This window comes from Rossellomorea pakistanensis (assembly GCF_016908495.1).
Taxonomy (GTDB): Bacteria; Bacillota; Bacilli; order Bacillales; family Bacillaceae_B; genus Rossellomorea; species Rossellomorea pakistanensis.
On the sequence record NZ_JAFBDZ010000001.1, the window covers coordinates 221,104 to 239,571 of the forward strand.

Annotated in this window: 23 protein-coding genes and 1 pseudogene; 15 read left to right on the forward strand and 9 right to left on the reverse strand. The window is 34.1% G+C overall.

Annotated features, from left to right (window positions below; all coding sequences use genetic code 11):
- Positions 1–51 precede the first annotated feature (51 nt).
- Positions 52–831 carry an arylamine N-acetyltransferase family protein gene (locus JOC86_RS01105; protein WP_205167940.1) on the forward strand — a complete coding sequence of 260 codons (780 nt, stop codon included), beginning with the start codon at positions 52–54 and terminating at the stop codon, positions 829–831.
- 70 nt (positions 832–901) lie between these two features.
- Here JOC86_RS01105 and JOC86_RS01110 read toward each other — a convergent pair whose 3' ends face one another.
- Both JOC86_RS01110 and JOC86_RS01115 read right to left on the reverse strand, forming a co-directional pair.
- Complete coding sequence (locus JOC86_RS01110) at positions 902–1,321, reverse strand: VOC family protein (RefSeq protein ID WP_205167941.1); 420 nt, start codon at positions 1,319–1,321, stop codon at positions 902–904.
- A 132-nt stretch (positions 1,322–1,453) separates the two neighbouring features.
- Complete coding sequence (locus JOC86_RS01115) at positions 1,454–2,659, reverse strand: MFS transporter (RefSeq protein ID WP_205167942.1); 1,206 nt, start codon at positions 2,657–2,659, stop codon at positions 1,454–1,456.
- 349 nt (positions 2,660–3,008) lie between these two features.
- On the opposite strand from JOC86_RS01115, the gene JOC86_RS01120 reads away from it, so the two are divergent.
- A complete protein-coding gene (locus JOC86_RS01120) occupies positions 3,009–3,482 on the forward strand; it encodes a GNAT family N-acetyltransferase (RefSeq protein WP_205167943.1) in 474 nt (157 codons plus the stop codon).
- 37 nt (positions 3,483–3,519) lie between these two features.
- On the opposite strand, the gene JOC86_RS01125 is transcribed toward JOC86_RS01120, so the two are convergent.
- On the reverse strand, positions 3,520–3,696 hold the full coding sequence (locus tag JOC86_RS01125; RefSeq protein WP_205167944.1) for a hypothetical protein: 177 nt from the start codon (positions 3,694–3,696) through the stop codon (positions 3,520–3,522).
- Between the two features lie 180 nt (positions 3,697–3,876).
- Between JOC86_RS01125 and JOC86_RS01130 the strand changes: the two genes are divergently transcribed.
- From JOC86_RS01130 to JOC86_RS01165, 8 genes and pseudogenes are all read left to right on the forward strand, one after another.
- On the forward strand, positions 3,877–4,485 hold the full coding sequence (locus tag JOC86_RS01130) for a hypothetical protein (protein WP_205167945.1): 609 nt from the start codon (positions 3,877–3,879) through the stop codon (positions 4,483–4,485).
- 76 nt (positions 4,486–4,561) lie between these two features.
- The gene (locus tag JOC86_RS01135; RefSeq protein ID WP_205167946.1) at positions 4,562–5,440 is read left to right on the forward strand and encodes a hypothetical protein; all 879 of its coding nucleotides are present in this window, start codon (positions 4,562–4,564) and stop codon (positions 5,438–5,440) included.
- 15 nt (positions 5,441–5,455) lie between these two features.
- A pseudogene (locus tag JOC86_RS01140) lies at positions 5,456–5,791 on the forward strand (YunG family protein); the annotation flags it as partial.
- Between the two features lie 35 nt (positions 5,792–5,826).
- Positions 5,827–6,600 (forward strand): class I SAM-dependent methyltransferase, encoded by a 774-nt coding sequence (locus JOC86_RS01145; RefSeq protein WP_205167947.1) that lies wholly within the window; start codon positions 5,827–5,829, stop codon positions 6,598–6,600.
- Positions 6,601–6,637: 37 nt separating this feature from the next.
- Positions 6,638–6,958 carry a DUF4306 domain-containing protein gene (locus JOC86_RS25250; RefSeq protein WP_205167948.1) on the forward strand — a complete coding sequence of 107 codons (321 nt, stop codon included), beginning with the start codon at positions 6,638–6,640 and terminating at the stop codon, positions 6,956–6,958.
- A 97-nt stretch (positions 6,959–7,055) separates the two neighbouring features.
- Positions 7,056–7,388, forward strand: coding sequence for a PadR family transcriptional regulator (locus JOC86_RS01155; protein ID WP_205167949.1), 333 nt, complete (start codon positions 7,056–7,058; stop codon positions 7,386–7,388).
- A gap of 4 nt (positions 7,389–7,392) precedes the next feature.
- A complete protein-coding gene (locus JOC86_RS01160) occupies positions 7,393–7,905 on the forward strand; it encodes a hypothetical protein (protein ID WP_205167950.1) in 513 nt (170 codons plus the stop codon).
- An 86-nt stretch (positions 7,906–7,991) separates the two neighbouring features.
- Positions 7,992–9,398 carry a serine hydrolase domain-containing protein gene (locus tag JOC86_RS01165; protein ID WP_239587334.1) on the forward strand — a complete coding sequence of 469 codons (1,407 nt, stop codon included), beginning with the start codon at positions 7,992–7,994 and terminating at the stop codon, positions 9,396–9,398.
- Positions 9,399–9,528: 130 nt separating this feature from the next.
- Here JOC86_RS01165 and JOC86_RS01170 read toward each other — a convergent pair whose 3' ends face one another.
- The gene (locus JOC86_RS01170) at positions 9,529–10,206 is read right to left on the reverse strand and encodes an NAD(P)H-dependent oxidoreductase (RefSeq protein ID WP_205167952.1); all 678 of its coding nucleotides are present in this window, start codon (positions 10,204–10,206) and stop codon (positions 9,529–9,531) included.
- A 154-nt stretch (positions 10,207–10,360) separates the two neighbouring features.
- Here JOC86_RS01170 and JOC86_RS24885 point away from each other — a divergent pair, with 154 nt between their 5' ends.
- Both JOC86_RS24885 and JOC86_RS01175 read left to right on the forward strand, forming a co-directional pair.
- Entirely contained in the window at positions 10,361–10,495 is a 135-nt protein-coding gene (locus JOC86_RS24885) for a hypothetical protein (RefSeq protein ID WP_275583354.1), read from the forward strand.
- A gap of 84 nt (positions 10,496–10,579) precedes the next feature.
- Positions 10,580–10,930 (forward strand): VOC family protein, encoded by a 351-nt coding sequence (locus JOC86_RS01175; RefSeq protein WP_205167953.1) that lies wholly within the window; start codon positions 10,580–10,582, stop codon positions 10,928–10,930.
- A gap of 676 nt (positions 10,931–11,606) precedes the next feature.
- On the opposite strand, the gene JOC86_RS01180 is transcribed toward JOC86_RS01175, so the two are convergent.
- From JOC86_RS01180 to JOC86_RS01195, 4 genes are all read right to left on the reverse strand, one after another.
- On the reverse strand, positions 11,607–12,065 hold the full coding sequence (locus JOC86_RS01180; RefSeq protein ID WP_239587335.1) for a DinB family protein: 459 nt from the start codon (positions 12,063–12,065) through the stop codon (positions 11,607–11,609).
- 619 nt (positions 12,066–12,684) lie between these two features.
- Positions 12,685–12,864, reverse strand: a complete 180-nt coding sequence (locus tag JOC86_RS01185; protein ID WP_205167955.1) for a hypothetical protein — start codon at positions 12,862–12,864, stop codon at positions 12,685–12,687.
- 51 nt (positions 12,865–12,915) lie between these two features.
- Positions 12,916–13,884: an ABC transporter ATP-binding protein gene (locus tag JOC86_RS01190; protein WP_205167956.1), complete on the reverse strand. Its 969-nt coding sequence runs from the start codon at positions 13,882–13,884 to the stop codon at positions 12,916–12,918.
- Complete coding sequence (locus tag JOC86_RS01195; RefSeq protein ID WP_205167957.1) at positions 13,884–14,570, reverse strand: ABC transporter permease; 687 nt, start codon at positions 14,568–14,570, stop codon at positions 13,884–13,886. The genes JOC86_RS01190 and JOC86_RS01195 overlap by 1 nt, the downstream gene beginning before the upstream one ends.
- A gap of 97 nt (positions 14,571–14,667) precedes the next feature.
- Between JOC86_RS01195 and JOC86_RS01200 the strand changes: the two genes are divergently transcribed.
- On the forward strand, positions 14,668–15,378 hold the full coding sequence (locus JOC86_RS01200) for a response regulator transcription factor (protein ID WP_205167958.1): 711 nt from the start codon (positions 14,668–14,670) through the stop codon (positions 15,376–15,378).
- Positions 15,375–17,075 carry a sensor histidine kinase gene (locus JOC86_RS01205; RefSeq protein ID WP_205167959.1) on the forward strand — a complete coding sequence of 567 codons (1,701 nt, stop codon included), beginning with the start codon at positions 15,375–15,377 and terminating at the stop codon, positions 17,073–17,075. Before JOC86_RS01200 ends, JOC86_RS01205 begins: the two co-directional genes overlap by 4 nt.
- A 113-nt stretch (positions 17,076–17,188) precedes the next feature.
- Here the strand turns inward: JOC86_RS01205 and JOC86_RS01210 are convergent, their stop codons facing one another.
- Positions 17,189–17,749 carry a hypothetical protein gene (locus tag JOC86_RS01210; protein WP_205167960.1) on the reverse strand — a complete coding sequence of 187 codons (561 nt, stop codon included), beginning with the start codon at positions 17,747–17,749 and terminating at the stop codon, positions 17,189–17,191.
- 116 nt (positions 17,750–17,865) lie between these two features.
- Between JOC86_RS01210 and JOC86_RS01215 the strand changes: the two genes are divergently transcribed.
- Positions 17,866–18,459: a TetR/AcrR family transcriptional regulator gene (locus tag JOC86_RS01215; protein WP_205167961.1), complete on the forward strand. Its 594-nt coding sequence runs from the start codon at positions 17,866–17,868 to the stop codon at positions 18,457–18,459.
- Positions 18,460–18,468: the final 9 nt, after the last annotated feature.

The following is an 18,468-nucleotide window of genomic DNA, read 5'->3' on the forward strand; positions in this document are numbered from 1 at the left end:
AAAATAAATGAAGCGTCGGAAATAAAGTGGACATAGCGGGGAGGAATAACTATGGATGAATTGAATGAATTGTTTCGGAAACGAGTAGGCATTTCTAAAAAAGGAAGAATCACTTTTGAACATTTAGATACAGTGCTTGAGAAGACAGCTAAAACCATCCCATTCGAAAATCTATGCATCATTGAAAATCGAACAACCGATATTACAAAAGGAAATTTAGTTAATAAGATGCTCATGAAAAATGAAGGCGGGCTTTGCTATGAACTTAATTCCATTCTTTATTTTTTTCTAGAAGCAAATGGATTTAACGTGAACTTAGTTCGTGGTGTCATCTTCAATCACGAAGCCGAAGATTGGCTCACTTTAGGGAGAACCCATGTTGCCATCCTTTTAAACCATGAAAACGAAACCTTTTTAGTTGATACCGGCTTTGGTGGTAACTTGCCATTAAGACCTGTTCCTTTAAATGGAAGGACCATTACTTCTAATAATGGTGAATTTCGTGTTTCAAGAATGAATAATAAACATGGGGACTATATACTTGAAATGAAAATAAAACATAAAGATCAAGATTGGAGAATTGGCTATACCTTTGATTCAAAACAACCAGTACAAGAAGTTTCTGAGTTTAATGAAATACAAAAAATTCTTATCGAAAATGAAGAATCTCCATTTAACAAAAATCCATTGGTGACTCAACTAACAGCCAAAGGGAATAAGACGTTAACAGACACGACATTTACAGAGTGGGTTGACGGCGAATTGAAGAAAGACAAGGTTGACAACGACCGTTTTAAGGAACTTGCGAAACTTTATTTTGGATTAGAATAAAAAAGAGTCTGTTATTGGTAGCTTTACCATAACAGGCTCTTCTTTATATTGATGATATTCTCAAGTTACATTAGTTTTTATCTGGATAATCACAATACTCTAGTATCGTGCCATCCGTATCAGCTGGATTTAAGTATATCAATCTTCTTCCGTGTTTGTTTATACGTAAAGTATCCTTCAATGTTCGAATTCCCTTACTTTCTAAGTCTTTTAAAGCTTTATCGAGATCATTGACATTGTAAGCAATATGATGAACACCTTTTCCTTTCTGTTTAATAAATCGAGCAATCGGGGAGGTGGTATTGTTTGTTGGTGCGAGTAATTCAATTCTATTTCCGCTAACCTCTAAAATGGCGATTTCACTTTCTACACCTTTTGCTTCGCTCTTGTATCGATCTAGAAGTGTACCTCTTAATACGTTTTCATAAAACTGTATACTATCATCTAAATGACGTACAGCAATTCCAATATGATCAAGTTTATAATTCATGCAAACTCTCCTTAAGCTCTGTATATTTATATATTTTAACATCCTCCTAAAAATAGTAGTATTTTTAACTATTGAATTAGCTTATAAAGCTTTCAAAAGATAAAGAGTGAATACCCAGGGCAGTCTCTTTATCTAGTCATGACCAAAACTAGTATTTAACTGATTTTTTAACTTAGGATGTAGGAAGAAATAAATAGCAAATCCTATATATCCTGTGCTTGCCAATAATAAAACAACAATCTCTGAAGTAATTTCACCTAAAAGTCCACCGGTGAAATATCCTATTGGACTTAATGAACCTAACAAGGAAGATAGAAAGGCGAATCCGATGCCTAGGTATTCCTTCGGTAAATTCACCTGTATCAATGTTTGAATATAAATACCTAAAATCCCTATTCCTAACCAGGCTAAGCTAAAAAATACGTAAGGAATAAAAAGCCTGTCTATAAATGCTATAGATAAAAACCAAAACAGACCCGAGAATAATGAGACTGAAGGCATTACCCGATTTAGCGGGAATTTTTCTAGTTTACTTGAGATAAGTGTTCCGATTAACGTCCCAACAGAAATTGAGGTTAACCAAGATCCATACTCTGTAGAATTGGATGAGATGACAGGCAGCATAGCTAATCCCATCGTTGCCATCACATTGATCGCCATTACCCCGAATAAAATCTGTAATAACAATTTTTGTTTCCTTACCATTTGAAATCCCTGTACAAAATCTTTTTTATATTGTTCAAAGTATGAAGAAGTCCCTGCTTCCACTTCTTTTTTAGATTTTGGAACCTTTAAGTAGAAGAAAAACATTAAGCCTGCGAAAAGAAGTAAGAAACTAGTAGATAAATAGATTACTCCTAATCCAACAAAGATAATCAGGATCCCGGAGATAGCATCACAGATAATATCTAGTGTTTGATAAGAAAAGGCAAAGAGTGAGTTTACCTTTGTTAACTTTTCACGAGATGCTAGATGTTCAATGAGCGCACTTTCCGTTGGGTATGTAGCTTCTGAAAAAGAAAGAGCTAAAAACATTAATACAAATAGGAGTGGCAGCCACAATAGTTCATTGAAATACATAATTGAAATGATCCCAACAAAAAACGCTTGTCCAAACATGGCTGTATATAAAATTTTTCGTTTTGAAAACCGATCAATAATGGGGCCATAAAGGAACTGAACAGTAACGGGTAATATGGCAATCGCACTTGTCATCCCTACGAGGAATGCTGAATCAGTCAATATTTTTACATACCATACTGTCGCGATCATATACAAACTATCAGCAAAGTTTGTTAGGATTCTCCCTATTAATAAAATCCATAGTTGTTTATTCATATCGTTTCCCTCCAGAGTTATAAATTTTAGATGAAATTTATAACTGGCGGGCCACGGATGCATGTCGTCTAATGATCGAATGGATTAAGAAATCGAATGCTTATCATATGAAAATCCCCTTTGTTAGAATATTCATTTTTATTATTTCATCATCCTCCCAATATCTCAATATATTTACCATTTCAAATAGAATTAGGAAAAACATGGTATAATGTGTAGTGGGTTTATAAAATGAAATTTCACATTTCAAATAGGTTTCTCAAGGGAATGAAGAGGTTTTTTGAAATAAGATTTATTACAATGGAAAAACATGATTAGAAGATTCTAAGAATGAAGGAGGGTAACATATATGAAAATCAGAACTGTTAAAGATTCAGATTATGACCTTATTTCTCCACTAATTAACGAATGGTGGGGTGGAAGACAGATGTCTGATATGCTTCCTAGACTATTTTTCACCCATTTCCAGGATACTAGTTTTATTGCTGAAAAGAATGGAGAAATTACAGGGTTCTTAATCGGATTTTTATCTCAATCACACCGACAAGAAGGGTATATCCATTTTGTGGGGGTTGATCCCGATTATAGGAATAAAAATATTGCAAACAACTTATACCATGAATTTTCAGTGATGATGAAGAAGAAAAAGCGAACCATTATTCGCTGTGTAACATCTCCCATTAATAAAGGCTCGATTGCTTTCCATCAAAAAATGGGTTTTGAAATTATCAAAGGGGATACATTGGTAAATGGGGTTTCCGTCCATTCAAATTATGATGGGGAAAATGGTGATCGAGTCTTATTCATTAAAAAAATAGACTAGACAGGGGAATAAAAAATTAACGAAAGCTAATTATTTTTTATGTTTTTGAATTTTGTATTCGCTTACTTGATGGAAGAAATATTGAACTTCCTCCCATAAGCATGCCTCCTAGAATACCCATCAATGTACCAACGACGACATTTATGGTAGAAAAATAGATTCCTATTACAAGTAAAATGTTTCCAGTGAAAAAGACGAACAGGTATCTACTCAATATTAAGGACTCCTTTATTATTCATTTTCCTTAGTATACCTCAATTAGCATTACATGGATATCATCCAACATGCTGGCATTACACTCGGCCAATAGCCACATAATATATCATGAAATTGGAGCATGTCATTCTTAATGTAAGCAGTATAATATCCTTAAACAATATGAGGGGGGATTTATTTGCTTTTTCACTATCATTATTGGACACCGTATCTAGAAGAAACGGAAAAGTTTTATAAAAAACAAGGCTTTAAAGTCCATCAAAGACTAGGAAAATACAAAGGTGAGTTCCAATCGTTCAATCCACCACTTGACTGGGATGACTTTAGGAGTAAAGTGATTCTGTTTCGTATTATTGAAATGAAAAAAGGCTTGGTGAATATTACATTTGGAATGGGAAAACGAGTAAAATTTGACCATATTGGATTTTTGCTATCGAAAGAGGAACACGACCAAGTATGTCTAAATGCTCAAGCTCTTAATTGGGGAGTGAAAATAACTGAAAGAAGAACTTTTATTACCACTCCTTATGGGTTTTTAATTGAACTTCAAACACATACAGATGTAATAGAATTAGAAGATCGTACATTTATAAAGAGGTTGAAAATCCTAACAAAGAAAAAAGGACTAGAAAATGATCTTGAAAAATTGTTTGGAACACCCATTGAGAGTGTAGCTTCAATGGGTGGTGAAAAAGTGACAATAAGGGAAGCCGTTATAGAAGGGTTGCCAGATCGTAAAACAACGGACCCTAATGAAGTAACCCTGTTAAATGAAGTTGGGATTTGAAAACACAATTGGTTAATCCTACTTTAGTGGAACTACGATTATTTTTAGAGCTTATAATCGGGAAAGCAGGTGAAGGATGGACTTACAATTTTTATTTAATGAACCAATAGTAACAATTCAGGAACTAAATCCAGGCTATGAAGATCATGCAAGTGATGTTTGGCTTGTGGAGACGGAAAGTCAAGAAGTCATTGTAAGAAGTTCTCGAATGAGAGACGAACCTAATAACGACTTCTGGTGGGGGTGTAGAAGGTTATTTGGTATAGACCCTAGAAAAGTTTATAACTTAGAAAAGGTAAATAATCAATTAAATGGGATTAGCTCTATCCCTATACCAAGAATAATTGGAAAAGGAAAAAAAGGAAGAGAATTCGTAGTCGTTGAAAAACTTAACGGACAGATTGTTCAATCGTTTACAAACCAACAAAGTTCTGTTCTCCAAAGTTTAGGGAAAGGACTAGCCGAAATTCATAATCAAAAGAAAAACTATATCGGAAATCCATCGGCATGTCTTCAGATAAAGAAAGAGGATTTTCATCATCATTTCATAACTGGAATTCAAGATATAGTTGATCGTTATTATCGTAACCATTCTTCTATACTACTTAAACTTGATGAGATGATTGATAGAATCATTACACTACCACCACTGGATTATACTAGCTATGTCTTGGTTGATATGGACCCCACTCAGTTTCTATCAAATGGTGAAGTTATCACGGGCTTGGTGGATACAGAGGGTTATGCTGTAGCACCAAGAGAATTGGATTTCATTGCGTTAGAATATGTGCTTGATGAGAAATCTGCAGCAGAATTCCAAAAAGGCTATGAAAAAGTTCTTGATCTTCCGGACTTAACGAAATGTCGACTACCTTATCGTTACCTATATCGGTTATTATCCGTTCAAGGAGATGTCAACATTGAAGAATGGTTAGAACATAAGTACTTATTTTAGACAGGGTGGGGTCCTATGCTTAACAAAAGTTACAAAAATATGGTTACAGAGTTAAAGAGGATTTTCGAGAAAGCATGGTCCATAAATTCAAGTTCAAAATGGACCATTAAAAATCCTGCAAAAGGGCAATGTGGTTTTCCGGCATTGGTAGTGAATGATTTATTTGGCGGTGTAATTGTCAAGACTCGAGTTTGTGACGCCTAGCACTTTTATAATATCATCGACGAGAATAGGATCGATTTTACGGAATCTCAGTTTTCTAGTGAAATTGAATATTTAGATTTACCATCAAGTCGGAAAGAAGCTTTGTTAGATACGAACAATGATCAATATCACTATTTAAAATTTAGTGTTTCTTTACTTTTTTATTCGGGAGAGGTTATAAAATGGATAAAGACGTTGGTACAGAAGCGGCAATTAGAAGATGGGATCGGCATGCTGAAAAGTTCTCAGAAGGATTCGATGAACAAGGGGATCTGCATCGAGAGGTATTTCTAAATCCAACCCTATTCGATTTAATGGGCGCAGTGGACAATAAAAAGATCTTAGATGCAGGTTGTGGGAATGGTTATTTAAGTAGAATGATCGCTAATCAAGGAGGATCCGTTGCAGCTGTCGATTACTCAAAACAAATGCTAACGATTGCTAAAAGAAACACAAATTCAGAATTGGATATACATTATCATCATGGAAATTGCGAAAGCCTTGATTTCCTTCCAAATCGTAGTTTTGACATCATTATTTCAAATATGGTCATCCAAGATTTAGCTAATTACAGACAAGCATTCAAAGAGATGCATCGATTATTAAAGGATGAAGGTGCTTTCATATTCTCCATTTTGCATCCTTGCTTTATTACTCCGAACAGTGGATGGGTGAAAACCGATACAGGAGAAAAATTGTATTGGAAGGTAGATAACTATTTTTATGAAGGAACCTACGAACAAGCGATTCCTGTAGATCAAGAGGAGAAAATTCTATATTTCCATAGAACGTTAACAAGCTATATAGAAGCATTAACAGAGACAGGGTTTATATTAGAAAGGTTAGTAGAACCGAAGCCGTCTGAAGAAATTCTTGTAAACCATCCTTCATTTAGAGAAGATTTTCGATGTGCTGATTTTATGGTGTTTAAATTGAGGAAAAATAAATTTGATTAAACATCATCAATTTTATTGGGGGGTGATGGTGTTATAAATGAAATTTATTAAAAATACAAAGTTTCAACTAGTTTTTTCATTCTTTTGTTTTTTTTATTTTTTTATCAATTTCTTTTTTGCTACATGGACGGCTAGTTATTTACCCCATGACCCAAATTGGAAAAAGTATCTAGTTTTTACACCAGTAAGCATTAGTGACCCTAAAGAAATTTATCAAATGGATATGTTTATTTATTCCTATAATATAGAGCCCGAACCAGTAGTGAAATGTATCATTTCTTTTGCGTTATTCCTATTGATATTAGGAGTGTTAATAAAAAAGTTCATAAGTAAATTACAGGCTAAAAGTAAAATGTAAATTTTAATGAAAGACACTTCAAAATAGGAAGTGTCTTTTTTATATTTTTTAAAAACATATACTTGATTCCAATATATATTTCTGTTAAGTTTATTCTATGGATAGAACAAGTTTAATAAAAGGCCACTTAGAAATGTGTGTATTGTCGATTTTGTCAAAAAAGAAGAGCTATGGTTACGAAATTATGAAGGAGTTAGAGACACATAATTTAAAGTTGAAAGGAGTAGGGAGTATATATCCAATTTTGACAAAGTTAAAGGATCAAGAGTGGGTAAATACGTATCGGGAAATGACAGAAAGCGGGAAAGTGAGGGTATATTATAAAATCAACGAAAAAGGGAAACGGTTTCTTGAAAAGAAAATTGTTGAATGGCTGGAATTACAAAACGATATAAAATCTCTGCTAGAAACCAATCAAAAAGGGGAATAGAAAAATGAAACTTAATTTGAGTACTGGTGAGAGAGAGTATTTAAATGAAGTACTAAGTGAATTAAAAAAGTACCAAATCAATTCAAGGGAAAGAAGGAATATTAAAAATCAAATAATTGAACACATTCAGGAAAGTAGGGAGAATGGAGAAGATAGTTTAACTAATTTGGGTGATATATCAACTTTTATCAGTGATTATTTAGAAATTCAGGGGGGAAATATCATCTCTTCTGATACTAACCATTTACAGTACAAAGGAAAAATTAAGTTTAAACTTATACTGTTCATTTCATTTGTTTGTACTTATTTCTTATCCCAATTAATGTTTTCAATGTTTCTTACACAATCATTTAATCCAAAACGAATTGGAACTACTTTCGACTATAATATTCTATATAGAATCGCTGAAAATACATGGTGGAATTCATTACTTATTCTAATGAGTTTATCTATTTCAATCATCATCACGATCGCCATTATGTTCTACCGAAAAAATAAGGCCTTAGTGAGAAGTTAAAAATGACGAAAAACTTACATTTCATTCGAATTCTATTATTCATCATATGTTTAGTGTTGATTTTTTTATCTTACCCAACATCCTCTTTGTCTGCTACCTCAGATGTAAAAGCCAACTTAGAAAAGTATATTGAACAGTATATAGAAAAATATCGGGTTCCAGGATTATCAGCAGCCATCCTCCATGAAGGTGAAGTCTTCTATACAAATGCATGGGGTGTAACGGGTGAATCCGGGGAGCAGGTTACTGCTGAAACACCGTTCTTGTTGGGCTCGATTAGTAAGTCATTAACTGGGCTTGCGATTATGAAATTGATAGAAGAAGAGAAAATCAAGCTTGAAGATCCAGTTCAATCACATCTCCCATGGTTTTCACTTAAAGATGAAAATGACTCGAAGATAAAAGTGAAACACTTATTAGCTCAAACAAGCGGGTTAAGTTCGTATTCAGGATTATTACTTTCAGATAAAGGTTCGAAAAATGAAGATAGTATTAAATTAAACGTAAAAAAGCTTTCTAATACAAAGTTAACTTCAGTTCCAGGAAAGAAACATCAATATAGTGGGGCAAATTATTTAATCCTAGGTGCTCTTATTGAAGAAGTTTCAGGTCAGTCTTTCTCTGAATATATGGAACAACAGATATTTCTACCATTGGGTATGAGCCATTCAGTAGCAGACCATAAATCTGCAAAGGAGATGGGTCTAGAATCTGGATATCAAAGTTGGTTTGGGTATCCAGTCAAAAGTAATATTTCTTATGATAATGGTGGATCACCCTATGGATATATGGCTGCCAATACGAACGATATGATCCACTATTTGAAATTTATTAACGGAAATCATTTTCTAAAGAAAGATCACTTTCAAGAATATTTTTCTCCACTTTTTGAAACTAAAGACAATGTATATTATGGTTTTGGTTGGAGATTTTCTGAGCCAAAGAAAGAGGATATGATCTGGCATAATGGCTCTACCCCTGATTCACGGTCGGAAATTTTTTATCTTCCTGATAGCGGCTGGAGTGGTGTGATTCTTACGAATAAAAATCATGTATTAGAAGAAGAGTATCTTTCTTATCTTAAATTTGGAATCATTAACATTTTAAATGGGGAGGAACCAGAGGAACTGCCCAACCATATACCTATACTTCGACTGATCACATTGGGAGTCGCAGCATTGCTGGTTTGTCCTTTAGGAATTGTTATTTACAAAAGAAAACAGTTTAGGGATCACTTGAAACTTAGAGGAATATTGAAGGTATGGGGAGTGTTTTCGATTTTATTATCGATTGTCATCGTCCCAATTCTAGTAAAAAGCCTTGGTACTCCTTGGTATTCGATTAGTATATATGCACCTGACCTTGCCTGGATTATTAGGTTGATCATATTGTTACTCATCTTAAATGGGCTGATTTCTTTATTTGTTGCAGGTAAAAAGCGGAGCGGGGTGTTTCAAAACCAAGGTAACAGGAACCATCACTTTAATTTATAATTGACACCCTCAAAATCTTCTATAGAGGAAAGCTCATAGAAGTTCCAGACCCTTTTTGAGAGCACTCAAATAATTTCTAAAGATCAAAATATAAGTCGAAAAGGGACCTCTCAAGTCCCTTTTTCTCCTCTTATTTTACCCACTGAACGATATCTTCAAAAGGTCTCCTCGATTTCGGGGCGGGTTCATTTACTCGATAGCCAAATGCAACCATTACTGAAATGCCAAAATGACCGTTTTCTAAAAGTCCTTCTTCATCAAGTAATTGATTCATTTTTTGAATGTCAAAGCCTTCAATTGGACAAGAATCGATCCCAATTTGTGCTGCAGCGGTCATCATATTTCCTAAGGCAATGTAGGTTTGTTTCGAAGCCCAATCAAAAAGGCTTCGATCATCTTCTAAAAGATTGAAATCAACTTTTTGAAACTCTTCTATTCTTTCTAAATACTTGGCCATATGGTCTTCAGGTAAGTGTTTTATATTCTTAAAATGGTTTTGTAAATAATCTGAATCAAATTTAGTATCCACTTTTGTACGAGCTAATAAAACGACAAAATGACTTGCCCCTGGAAGTTTACCGTATGTACCCCAAGCAGTGTTTTTAATTTTCTCTCTCAAATCAGGATTTTCAATGACAACAAATCTCCAAGGTTCAAAACCAAAAGAACTAGGAGATAAACGACCTGTTTCCATGATAAACTGGAAATCTTCGGCTGTTACTTTTCTATCTGGATCAAATTGCTTCGTTGCATGTCTGGAATGATAAGCATCTAGAATCTCTTGCTTTAGTATTTCTTTGTCTCTCATTCTGAAATTCGCTCCTTTTTAACTTTATCGAGGTGAATCAATTTAAAAATACCATATGGACTTACCTGATGCATTTATTTAGACTTACACATACGCTTATAAATAATTCGTTAAGAGTAATATGGTCCCATTTAGATGACATAGGAGGGGAATCATGGTTGAAATAGCCATTCTTATTATTTTATTTTGTACAACAACGATCATCGAGATTAAATTAAAATCTATACAAAAGCAAAATGATAGAGTAATAAAATTATTAGAGGAAATAAGAGATCGAAACAAAAAATAGTAGTAAAAATGAACATGGAATGTTTATATTTTTCTGAATGTTCATTATAATTTAAGGAGAATAAAATAATGAGGGGGTTTTTGGTTGAATCCAATCGTAAATGAAATTGGTACAGTCTTTATTCCAGTAAGTAATATTGAAAGAGCCCGGGATTGGTATTGTGACATTTTAGGTTTACCTGTTGATGGAGAGGTATTATTTGGACATTTATACGTTCTTCCAATGAAAGGAACGGGGATGGTTCTAGATAGTAAAATTTATTCGAAGGATAAAATTTTCAAAGCCCCTGCCTTTCATTTAAATACTCATAATATCGAAGATGCCTATAAACACATGAAGAAAAAGAAAGTAGAGCTCATTACTGAAATTGAGCATGATCAGTGGTTCAATTTTAAAGATCCAGATGGGAATGTATTGATGATTTGTAAGTGCTAATAATAGATGTCATGATAATTTATCATAAAAATATCATTGGAAAGCTTTATACTTTTCGACAATGCAATAAGGAGGCTAACAACTAACGGGTGAAAAAGGGTATCCAGTCGTAAAGATTTGGTCCCCTTTTTTTATTAAATATATCAAGCTTAAGAAGAGAGTTATAACCTAATTTGTAATGTGAAATGTACCCCAAAATGTATTGCAAAATTTGTATAACAGAACTTTCTGTAATGAAACAAATTCATTACTTTTTCTCGCTTATTTTGTCTGCCGTTTTGCTTCAGTTTAAAAAATAACGGTATTTAAACAGTCAAAAAACCTGACCTAATTAGTTCTGGGTTTTTGAATCTTTATGAACTTCTTCCTAAAAGCCCCCTTTACTTTAAGTACAGGACTTCACAATCTTTTTTTACAGCTTATAAAAAAACTCAATCCCTAAATGTTGTACATGCAAAAAGACGCCTTCTTATATAAGAAAAGAGCCCGACTGTTGAACAATGATATATCCAAAGATCGCTCTGCAAATACGTTCTAATTTATTTGACTAACACACTCGTATTAGCCATCCATAAAGCAGGAAAATCATCAGCTTCACCATAGAGAAGGAAAAAGGGCTTCACACCGTCAATACTGCTTCTACGACTGGGCGAGGAAGGTCGCTGAATTATGGGCTTTAGGACCAATCAACGCCACCCCAAGAGGATTGCAACTTTCGCAACAAAACAATTTGGCCGAGATGATACGTATCATGCATCATGATATTGCTGAGTAAACGCTCAATAGAGTACCTGTTAGTTGCATACGGAGCTTTTAACATTTCATCGTTAAGGTTCGCAATGACCGTTTTTAATTTATTCATGACTTCATTAAGGCGCTGCACGGTCTGGGCCCACCCAATTTCGTCTTCTGGATCCCCCGGATTTCCAAAGGTATCTTCATTGTCTTCTGTCTTATGCGGATTCTCTGTGCCCTTAATTCGATGGATTACGTCTTCATTCCAAAATATCAAGTGGTTGACAATCTGCCAAATCGAATTGCTGATTCCCGAACTTGTCCATGCTGCCTCAGCTGCGATGACTCCATGGAGCGCCTGATCCATGGATGCAAACCAATCATTCTCATGGAAATGCATGTCGAGTTGTTCTAAAAACATTTTGGTTACAACTTGCATACAACCAATCTCCCTCACTGTTTAGTGTAATCTTTCAAAGTTTAAAGACAAGAAAAAATCTGACTATAGTATAAATTAATCGGTCCTAAAAAGGTAAAAACCAAATCCAAGTGCTCCCTTCCATATTGGACATACCTTTCTCTCCAGCTTCTATTCTCTCCAACATGGCAGGGTAATTCGAAATTTCTGGGTGACTAACAATAATCCTCAATCAATTTCGAAAAAAGCCATTCATACGCATAGAATAACCTTCATTTTCGACTGGCGGCCATAACGAAAAAATATTCTCAATGAAATACTCCATTCTTTTATTTTGAGAATACAACAAAACCATGATCACTATGACTTATTCGGCTCAGCCAGCTTTTATTCCTTCATCATGACAAATAAAGTACCCTTTAGGGAAGACCTTTTTAAATGTCTACTCTATAGGGTACAAAGATTTTGTCCTCCGAGCTTTTTCGGTTCATTTTATTGTGTAAATCATATTGCTAAAACCATTGCATTTATTCCTTCATATTGGAATGCAAATTGCATCTTCGTACTCCAAAACAGAACCCATTAGGTTACAACCTCCTTTTTAATTAGTAGAGTTCGATTCCCTATGTCCAGTTCTAGCAAATATATCTCTACCTACTAGACCAGCTACTAAAATAATTAAAAACCATAAGGAATTTTCTTTGAGAAACTCGAAGCCCATATACTTTCCGATTGAGCCTAAAACTCCAATCAACACCAGACCATTAAATATTGCTTTCATTTATTCTAGTTCCTTCCATGTTAAATTTTACTTTATGATGGTAGTCTATAATTAAATTGACATTTTCAATTTAGAAATCGTGTTTGATAAAGTGTTCTCTTTTGTAACGGTACCTTGGTTACGATGATCTAAAAAGATTTCTTCTAAAGATGGCTCGTCTACATTTATTCGATAAACATTAATCTTTAAGTTCATCATTGCTCTAATAATGACAGGGATTTTTTCTTCTGTGTCTAAAGTTAGTGTAGTTTTATTATCTTTTGTGATTATTTCCTTCCCAATTGATTGTAAAAAGGGGATTACTTCATTTTGTTTAGATGAGAAGGGCGAGTGTTTTATTTGGACAGTAATCGCTGATAAATAATGTGCCCTTAATTCATCCAACGTGCCTTCATTTATGATCACGCCGTCTCTCATAATGGCTAATCTAGTACATATCTTTTCAATTTCATTTAAGTTATGTGATGTCATAAAAATCGTTTTTCCCGCTTCTTTTAATTCTAGCATGAGTTTTTGGATCATGAGAGCAGACTCTGCATCAATTCCTGAGGTAGGCTCATCAAGAAAAATTAATTCTGGGTTGTGAGCGATAGCTTGGGCAATTCCGAGCTTTTTTTTCATTCCAAAAGAGAATTTCCCCGCTCTTTTATTTGCATGTTCAGATAGACCTACACGCTGTAATACCCATTTACACTCAGCGGTAGAAATCGATCTTCCATGAATTCCTGTAAAATATTTTAAATGTCCAATAGCCGTTAACGAGTCATAAAATGTTGAATAGTCCGGGAGTACACCAATACGCCGTTTGACATTCTGAAGATTTGGTTCATTTAGTAGAGTAAAACTTCCAGCCGAAGGATTTATAATTCCAGTAATCATATTGATAAAGGTAGATTTTCCAGCGCCATTTCTCCCAAGGAATCCATAAATTTCTCCTTTTTTGACGACTAGATTTACATTCTTTACTACATTATTTTTTCCATACGTCTTCGAAAGGTTGTTGACCTCTATGACATTCATTATAAATCTCTCCTTTTAAACAACCAGATGGCCAGCAATAATAAGCAACCAGCATAGACAAGGTTAATTAAAATATAAAATTCTCCTAAACTTGAGTAATAATAGGGGGTGAAAAATTTGAACCAGCTAACATAAAATCGATCTGTATAAATGGACCATACACTTAAAGCTGGAAATAATAATGCAAAAATGATGCCAAAGAACATCGATATTGCAGGTTTCGGTAATATGATCGAGAAAATCAAATTCAGAGCTAAAGCAACTGATAGAAATGTCATACAGTCGAGTAATCCTAGCCAGAGAAAATCCTTTGATACCAATGATATTAGAATGAAAGAAACCGTCATACAGAATAACCAAAAAAACAATATTCCTATGTATTTCCCTAGTAAAATATTTGTTTTAGAAGTTTTCGTTACAAGAAACCGGATTGTTCTTGAAGTGACCTCACGATTAATTTGATCATGTGAAAGACCTGTAATGAAAAAGAAACCTAGTAGATACACGATCAGGATGGTTCCAATCGCATATACATCATTACCCACACTCCCGATATCAATCTTACTCGATACAGTTTCCATTAAATCCGCAGACAGATAAGTAATCCCGAAAATCATTGCCACTACAATAAGTGACTTGATACTTTTAAAATGCCCTCTAAATTCATTTAAACAAATTGCCCACATTTTCCTTCTCTCCTCTCACTTTCTAGTATAATAGCTGTATATTATTAACAAATTAATGAAACCTTAACATTACCTTAATTCACAAAGGAGTATTGCTATGGAAACAGCCAGAATTTTAATCGTCGATGATGAAGAATCAATTTTAAATATGATAAAGCTTGTTTTAAGAAAAGAAGGTTTTATGTCAATAGACACATGTGCAAATGGTAAGGATGCACTTCATTTACTCACACAAAATCAGTATCACTTGATCATCCTTGATATTATGCTCCCTGATATGTCGGGATATCATATTTGCCAAGAGATTAAGAGAAAATCAGATGCACCTATCTTTTTTATTTCTGCCAAATCATCAGATTTAGATAAGCTTACAGGATTTGCTCATGGGGCAGATGATTACATAACAAAGCCGTTCAACCCATTAGAAGTTGCAGCTAGAGTGAAGGTTCAGCTGAAACGTTACTTAAATAGGCAACCTATCTATCAAACTGAAATATTAGACTATGGTCGATTTCAACTCAATCTTACTTCAGCAGAATTGATTGTTGATGGGAAGAGTGTAGCTTGTTCTGCTCAGGTCTATCATTTACTTTCTTTTTTCTGCAAAAATCCTAATCAGGTGTTTACTAAAGAACAATTATATTATCAGGTTTGGAAAGATGAAATGATGATGGATGACAACACCGTAATGGTACATATCCGAAAAATACGAGAAAAAATCGAAGAACATCCAAGTAAACCAGTATTTTTAAAAACGATAAGGGGATTAGGGTATAAACTTGTTCATAATCAGGAGCCGGCTCTATGAATCTTAAAAGAAAATTAACGATTCGTTTTAGTTTACATTTTGTTTTTATGCTGTTTGTTATATTGTTCTTTATATTTGGATCACTTGTTTTTTTAGGAGATAAAATATCAGAGTCTGAAATGAAATATGATTTTACTAGAGCTTATAAAGATCATTTGGAAATGGAGATTAAGGTGAAGGATGGAAAAATCATCTTAAGTGATGTCATTAAAGATGCTGTAAGTTATAAAGGGGGATGGTTACAAATCATTGATGAAAATGGGACAGTGGTGAAAGGTTATAATACTCCAAAAACGTTACCTTCATCGTATAGCTTTACAGACATTCTTTCGAAGAGTGAAGAGAAGTTTCGTACGCATTACTGGATCCTAGACTTAGACAATAAACGATACACCTTACTTTATGGAGAAAAGTCATTAAGTGAAGGGATCATGAAAAAATTTAAAGCATTAGATCAGTTCCCGAGAATCGATAGTGATTTTAAATCCATTTTAAAAGAGGAACATGCTTGGTTACAGGTCTATAACACAAATGGTGATGTCGTTGAAAGCTACTATGCACCTAAAGATTTAAAGTTTGCATTCACTGATATACTTTCAATTGAAAAAAGCCCATGGAACTCAAGATATGATCTATCAAAGTATTACTCAGATGAGAAAAATCGAATCTATATTATGGGTATATTTAATCCGTATAAAAACCCGGATTCGATAACAGATGGACTGATAAATAAAAATGTGGTGGAAGGTTCAATCATTGTTATTGGAATGCTAATGATGCTAATTATTCTTTTCGCCATCTTGTATGGAAACAAGTTTGGCAAACCATTGCTTCATATTCTAACATGGGTCAATCAAATGTCGTTAGGTGACCTAGAAGAACCCAAAGATAATAAAGGGAGAATTCCCTTACATAACAAGAGAGGTCATTTGCACAAAAAATACAATGTATTTAAAGACCATATACATTCTTTGAATACACTTGCTTGGAGATTAAAATACAATGAAGAAAATCAAGTTAGGATGGAAAAAACACGGGAGGAGTGGATTACAGGACTTTCTCATGACCTAAAAACACCATTAAGCTCTATATACGGATATTCAATGCTGTTGGATACTGATGTATATAAATGGACAGAAGAAGAAAAGAAACAATTCATTCAAATGATGAAAGAAAAATCCATCTATATGGACGAATTAATTGATGATCTTAATCTTACATTTAGACTCAAAAATAATGCTCTTCCTATCAGATTGGAAAAGAAAGATATTGTTCCATATTTGGAAGACATAATTGAAAATACCAATTATCCCAATATAAAATTTTATCGTTCAACTAAACCAGTTTTCTTACATATTGACCTAAAATGGTTTACCAGAATTATGAATAATATCATTACGAATGCAGTTAAGCATAACCCTGATGGGACTGAAATAACGGTAACCATTAATCATTCTATAAAATCCACGATAATCAAAATTGAAGATAACGGAATAGGAATGAAGAGAGAAACCATCAATAAACTTTTTGATCGGTATTATCGAGGAGGAAACACGAGTGAAGATGAAAATGGTTCAGGTCTCGGAATGGCTATTGCCTATCAGTTAGTAAAAGCACATGGGGGAGAGATTTCAGTAGAAAGTGTAGAGAAGGAAGGCACCACAGTAGAGGTGGTCTTTCATAATCAAAATAAATAACCAAGTTGTCGGAACCACAGCTTCCATCAATAGAAAATAACTTAAGACATCTTTCGATAGATGGACAATCATAGTGGTTCCGGACCTAATGGGACAGCTCCCTGTCACTAATCTCATATGTTCATTGATTTGTTTTTACTCGGTTCTTTTTTTGGCCAAATAAAATGACTAATAGCAATGAGAAAATCGATCCCAATAATTAAACTCCACAATTTTAAAACTCCACTCAACGCTTCCGTACGAGATGGATCATCAATCCAATAAACTAAAACGACTAATAAACCAGCTCCAATTATATAGGAGAAAATATGTCGTATCCAGCTTTTAAAATAATGTTTTGCATGGTCGATTCCATATCTTTTTACAGGCCTTGGACCTTGCTTTGTGACATAGTATTGAAAGCGTTCATCTGCCCAATCAATCATACTTTTTCCAAATGCAATTGAAACACCGATATAAACAGCTGCAAAAGCATGAGCAGTTGTGGCTGTTGCACCCTTATATAAATCAACACTAGTGATGAGTAATAAAACAAGGTCAATTACGGGCGTTAATGCTAGTAGAAATAACCCCAGCTTGTTTTTCTTAAATACATATCGAACCACTAAACCTAAAATAATGACAACCCAAAAGGCAATTTCACATGCTACAATCATCCAAGCTACAAAATTCATTTATTCACCTTCTTTTTAGTACAGTTGTATTATAAAAACAGTGTATCACTTACATTTAAATAATACAACTGTATTATAAAATTGCATATGATCTTTTTTCTTGATAAAATATCACTATGCCGAAAATTGTAGATCATGAGAAAAGAAAAAAGCTTATAGCAGAAGCAACCTGGAGAGTCATTTTGGAAAAAGGCATGGAAGGGGCGACTGTTAGAAATATTGCCAAAGAGGCAGGGTTTTCACTTGGTGCCTTGCGTCATTATTTTTCCACACATGATGATTTGCTTGTCTATGCGATGGAGCTTGTGAAAGAAAATGCCATCGCAAGAATTTCACACATATCAAAACAGGACATCTCTCCAAAGGAAAAGGTATTGAAAATCCTTCTTGAAATTGTCCCAACTAATGAAGTGACAATGACAGAAGCAGAAGTATGGTTTGCTTTTATCGCGCATGCGCGACATAAACAAAATATGATTGACGCTAAACAAGATGGTGTGTACCTTGGTGTAGAAAATTTAGTTCATTCCTTAGAAAGTCTTGGACTACTACAAGATGGACTTGATATAGTGATGGAAACGGAAAGATTATATGCAATTGTAGATGGATTGGCATTACATGCGATGTTAGAACCTGATCGGGTAGATAAAGAGAAGATTACGAGAGTTCTGACACTCCATTTGCAGTCTATTTGTAAAGGGGAATCTTAGTAAAATAAA

Bases quoted from the DNA above. Each gene is read 5' to 3' on its own strand.
- JOC86_RS01195 (WP_205167957.1), bottom strand. From the start codon at position 14,570: ATGTGGGCAATTTGTTTAAATGAATTTAGAGGGCATTTTAAAAGTATC.
- JOC86_RS01120 (WP_205167943.1), top strand. From the start codon at position 3,009: ATGAAAATCAGAACTGTTAAAGATTCAGATTATGACCTTATTTCTCCA.
- JOC86_RS01135 (WP_205167946.1), top strand. From the start codon at position 4,562: ATGGACTTACAATTTTTATTTAATGAACCAATAGTAACAATTCAGGAA.
- JOC86_RS01190 (WP_205167956.1), bottom strand. From the start codon at position 13,884: ATGAATGTCATAGAGGTCAACAACCTTTCGAAGACGTATGGAAAAAAT.
- JOC86_RS01110 (WP_205167941.1), bottom strand. From the start codon at position 1,321: ATGAATTATAAACTTGATCATATTGGAATTGCTGTACGTCATTTAGAT.
- JOC86_RS01180 (WP_239587335.1), bottom strand. From the start codon at position 12,065: ATGCATTTCCATGAGAATGATTGGTTTGCATCCATGGATCAGGCGCTC.
- JOC86_RS01185 (WP_205167955.1), bottom strand. From the start codon at position 12,864: ATGAAAGCAATATTTAATGGTCTGGTGTTGATTGGAGTTTTAGGCTCA.
- JOC86_RS01160 (WP_205167950.1), top strand. From the start codon at position 7,393: ATGAAACTTAATTTGAGTACTGGTGAGAGAGAGTATTTAAATGAAGTA.
- JOC86_RS01145 (WP_205167947.1), top strand. From the start codon at position 5,827: ATGGATAAAGACGTTGGTACAGAAGCGGCAATTAGAAGATGGGATCGG.
- JOC86_RS01115 (WP_205167942.1), bottom strand. From the start codon at position 2,659: ATGAATAAACAACTATGGATTTTATTAATAGGGAGAATCCTAACAAAC.
- JOC86_RS01170 (WP_205167952.1), bottom strand. From the start codon at position 10,206: ATGAGAGACAAAGAAATACTAAAGCAAGAGATTCTAGATGCTTATCAT.
- JOC86_RS25250 (WP_205167948.1), top strand. From the start codon at position 6,638: ATGAAATTTATTAAAAATACAAAGTTTCAACTAGTTTTTTCATTCTTT.
- JOC86_RS01105 (WP_205167940.1), top strand. From the start codon at position 52: ATGGATGAATTGAATGAATTGTTTCGGAAACGAGTAGGCATTTCTAAA.
- JOC86_RS24885 (WP_275583354.1), top strand. From the start codon at position 10,361: ATGGTTGAAATAGCCATTCTTATTATTTTATTTTGTACAACAACGATC.
- JOC86_RS01205 (WP_205167959.1), top strand. From the start codon at position 15,375: ATGAATCTTAAAAGAAAATTAACGATTCGTTTTAGTTTACATTTTGTT.
- JOC86_RS01200 (WP_205167958.1), top strand. From the start codon at position 14,668: ATGGAAACAGCCAGAATTTTAATCGTCGATGATGAAGAATCAATTTTA.
- JOC86_RS01155 (WP_205167949.1), top strand. From the start codon at position 7,056: ATGGATAGAACAAGTTTAATAAAAGGCCACTTAGAAATGTGTGTATTG.
- JOC86_RS01215 (WP_205167961.1), top strand. From the start codon at position 17,866: ATGCCGAAAATTGTAGATCATGAGAAAAGAAAAAAGCTTATAGCAGAA.
- JOC86_RS01210 (WP_205167960.1), bottom strand. From the start codon at position 17,749: ATGAATTTTGTAGCTTGGATGATTGTAGCATGTGAAATTGCCTTTTGG.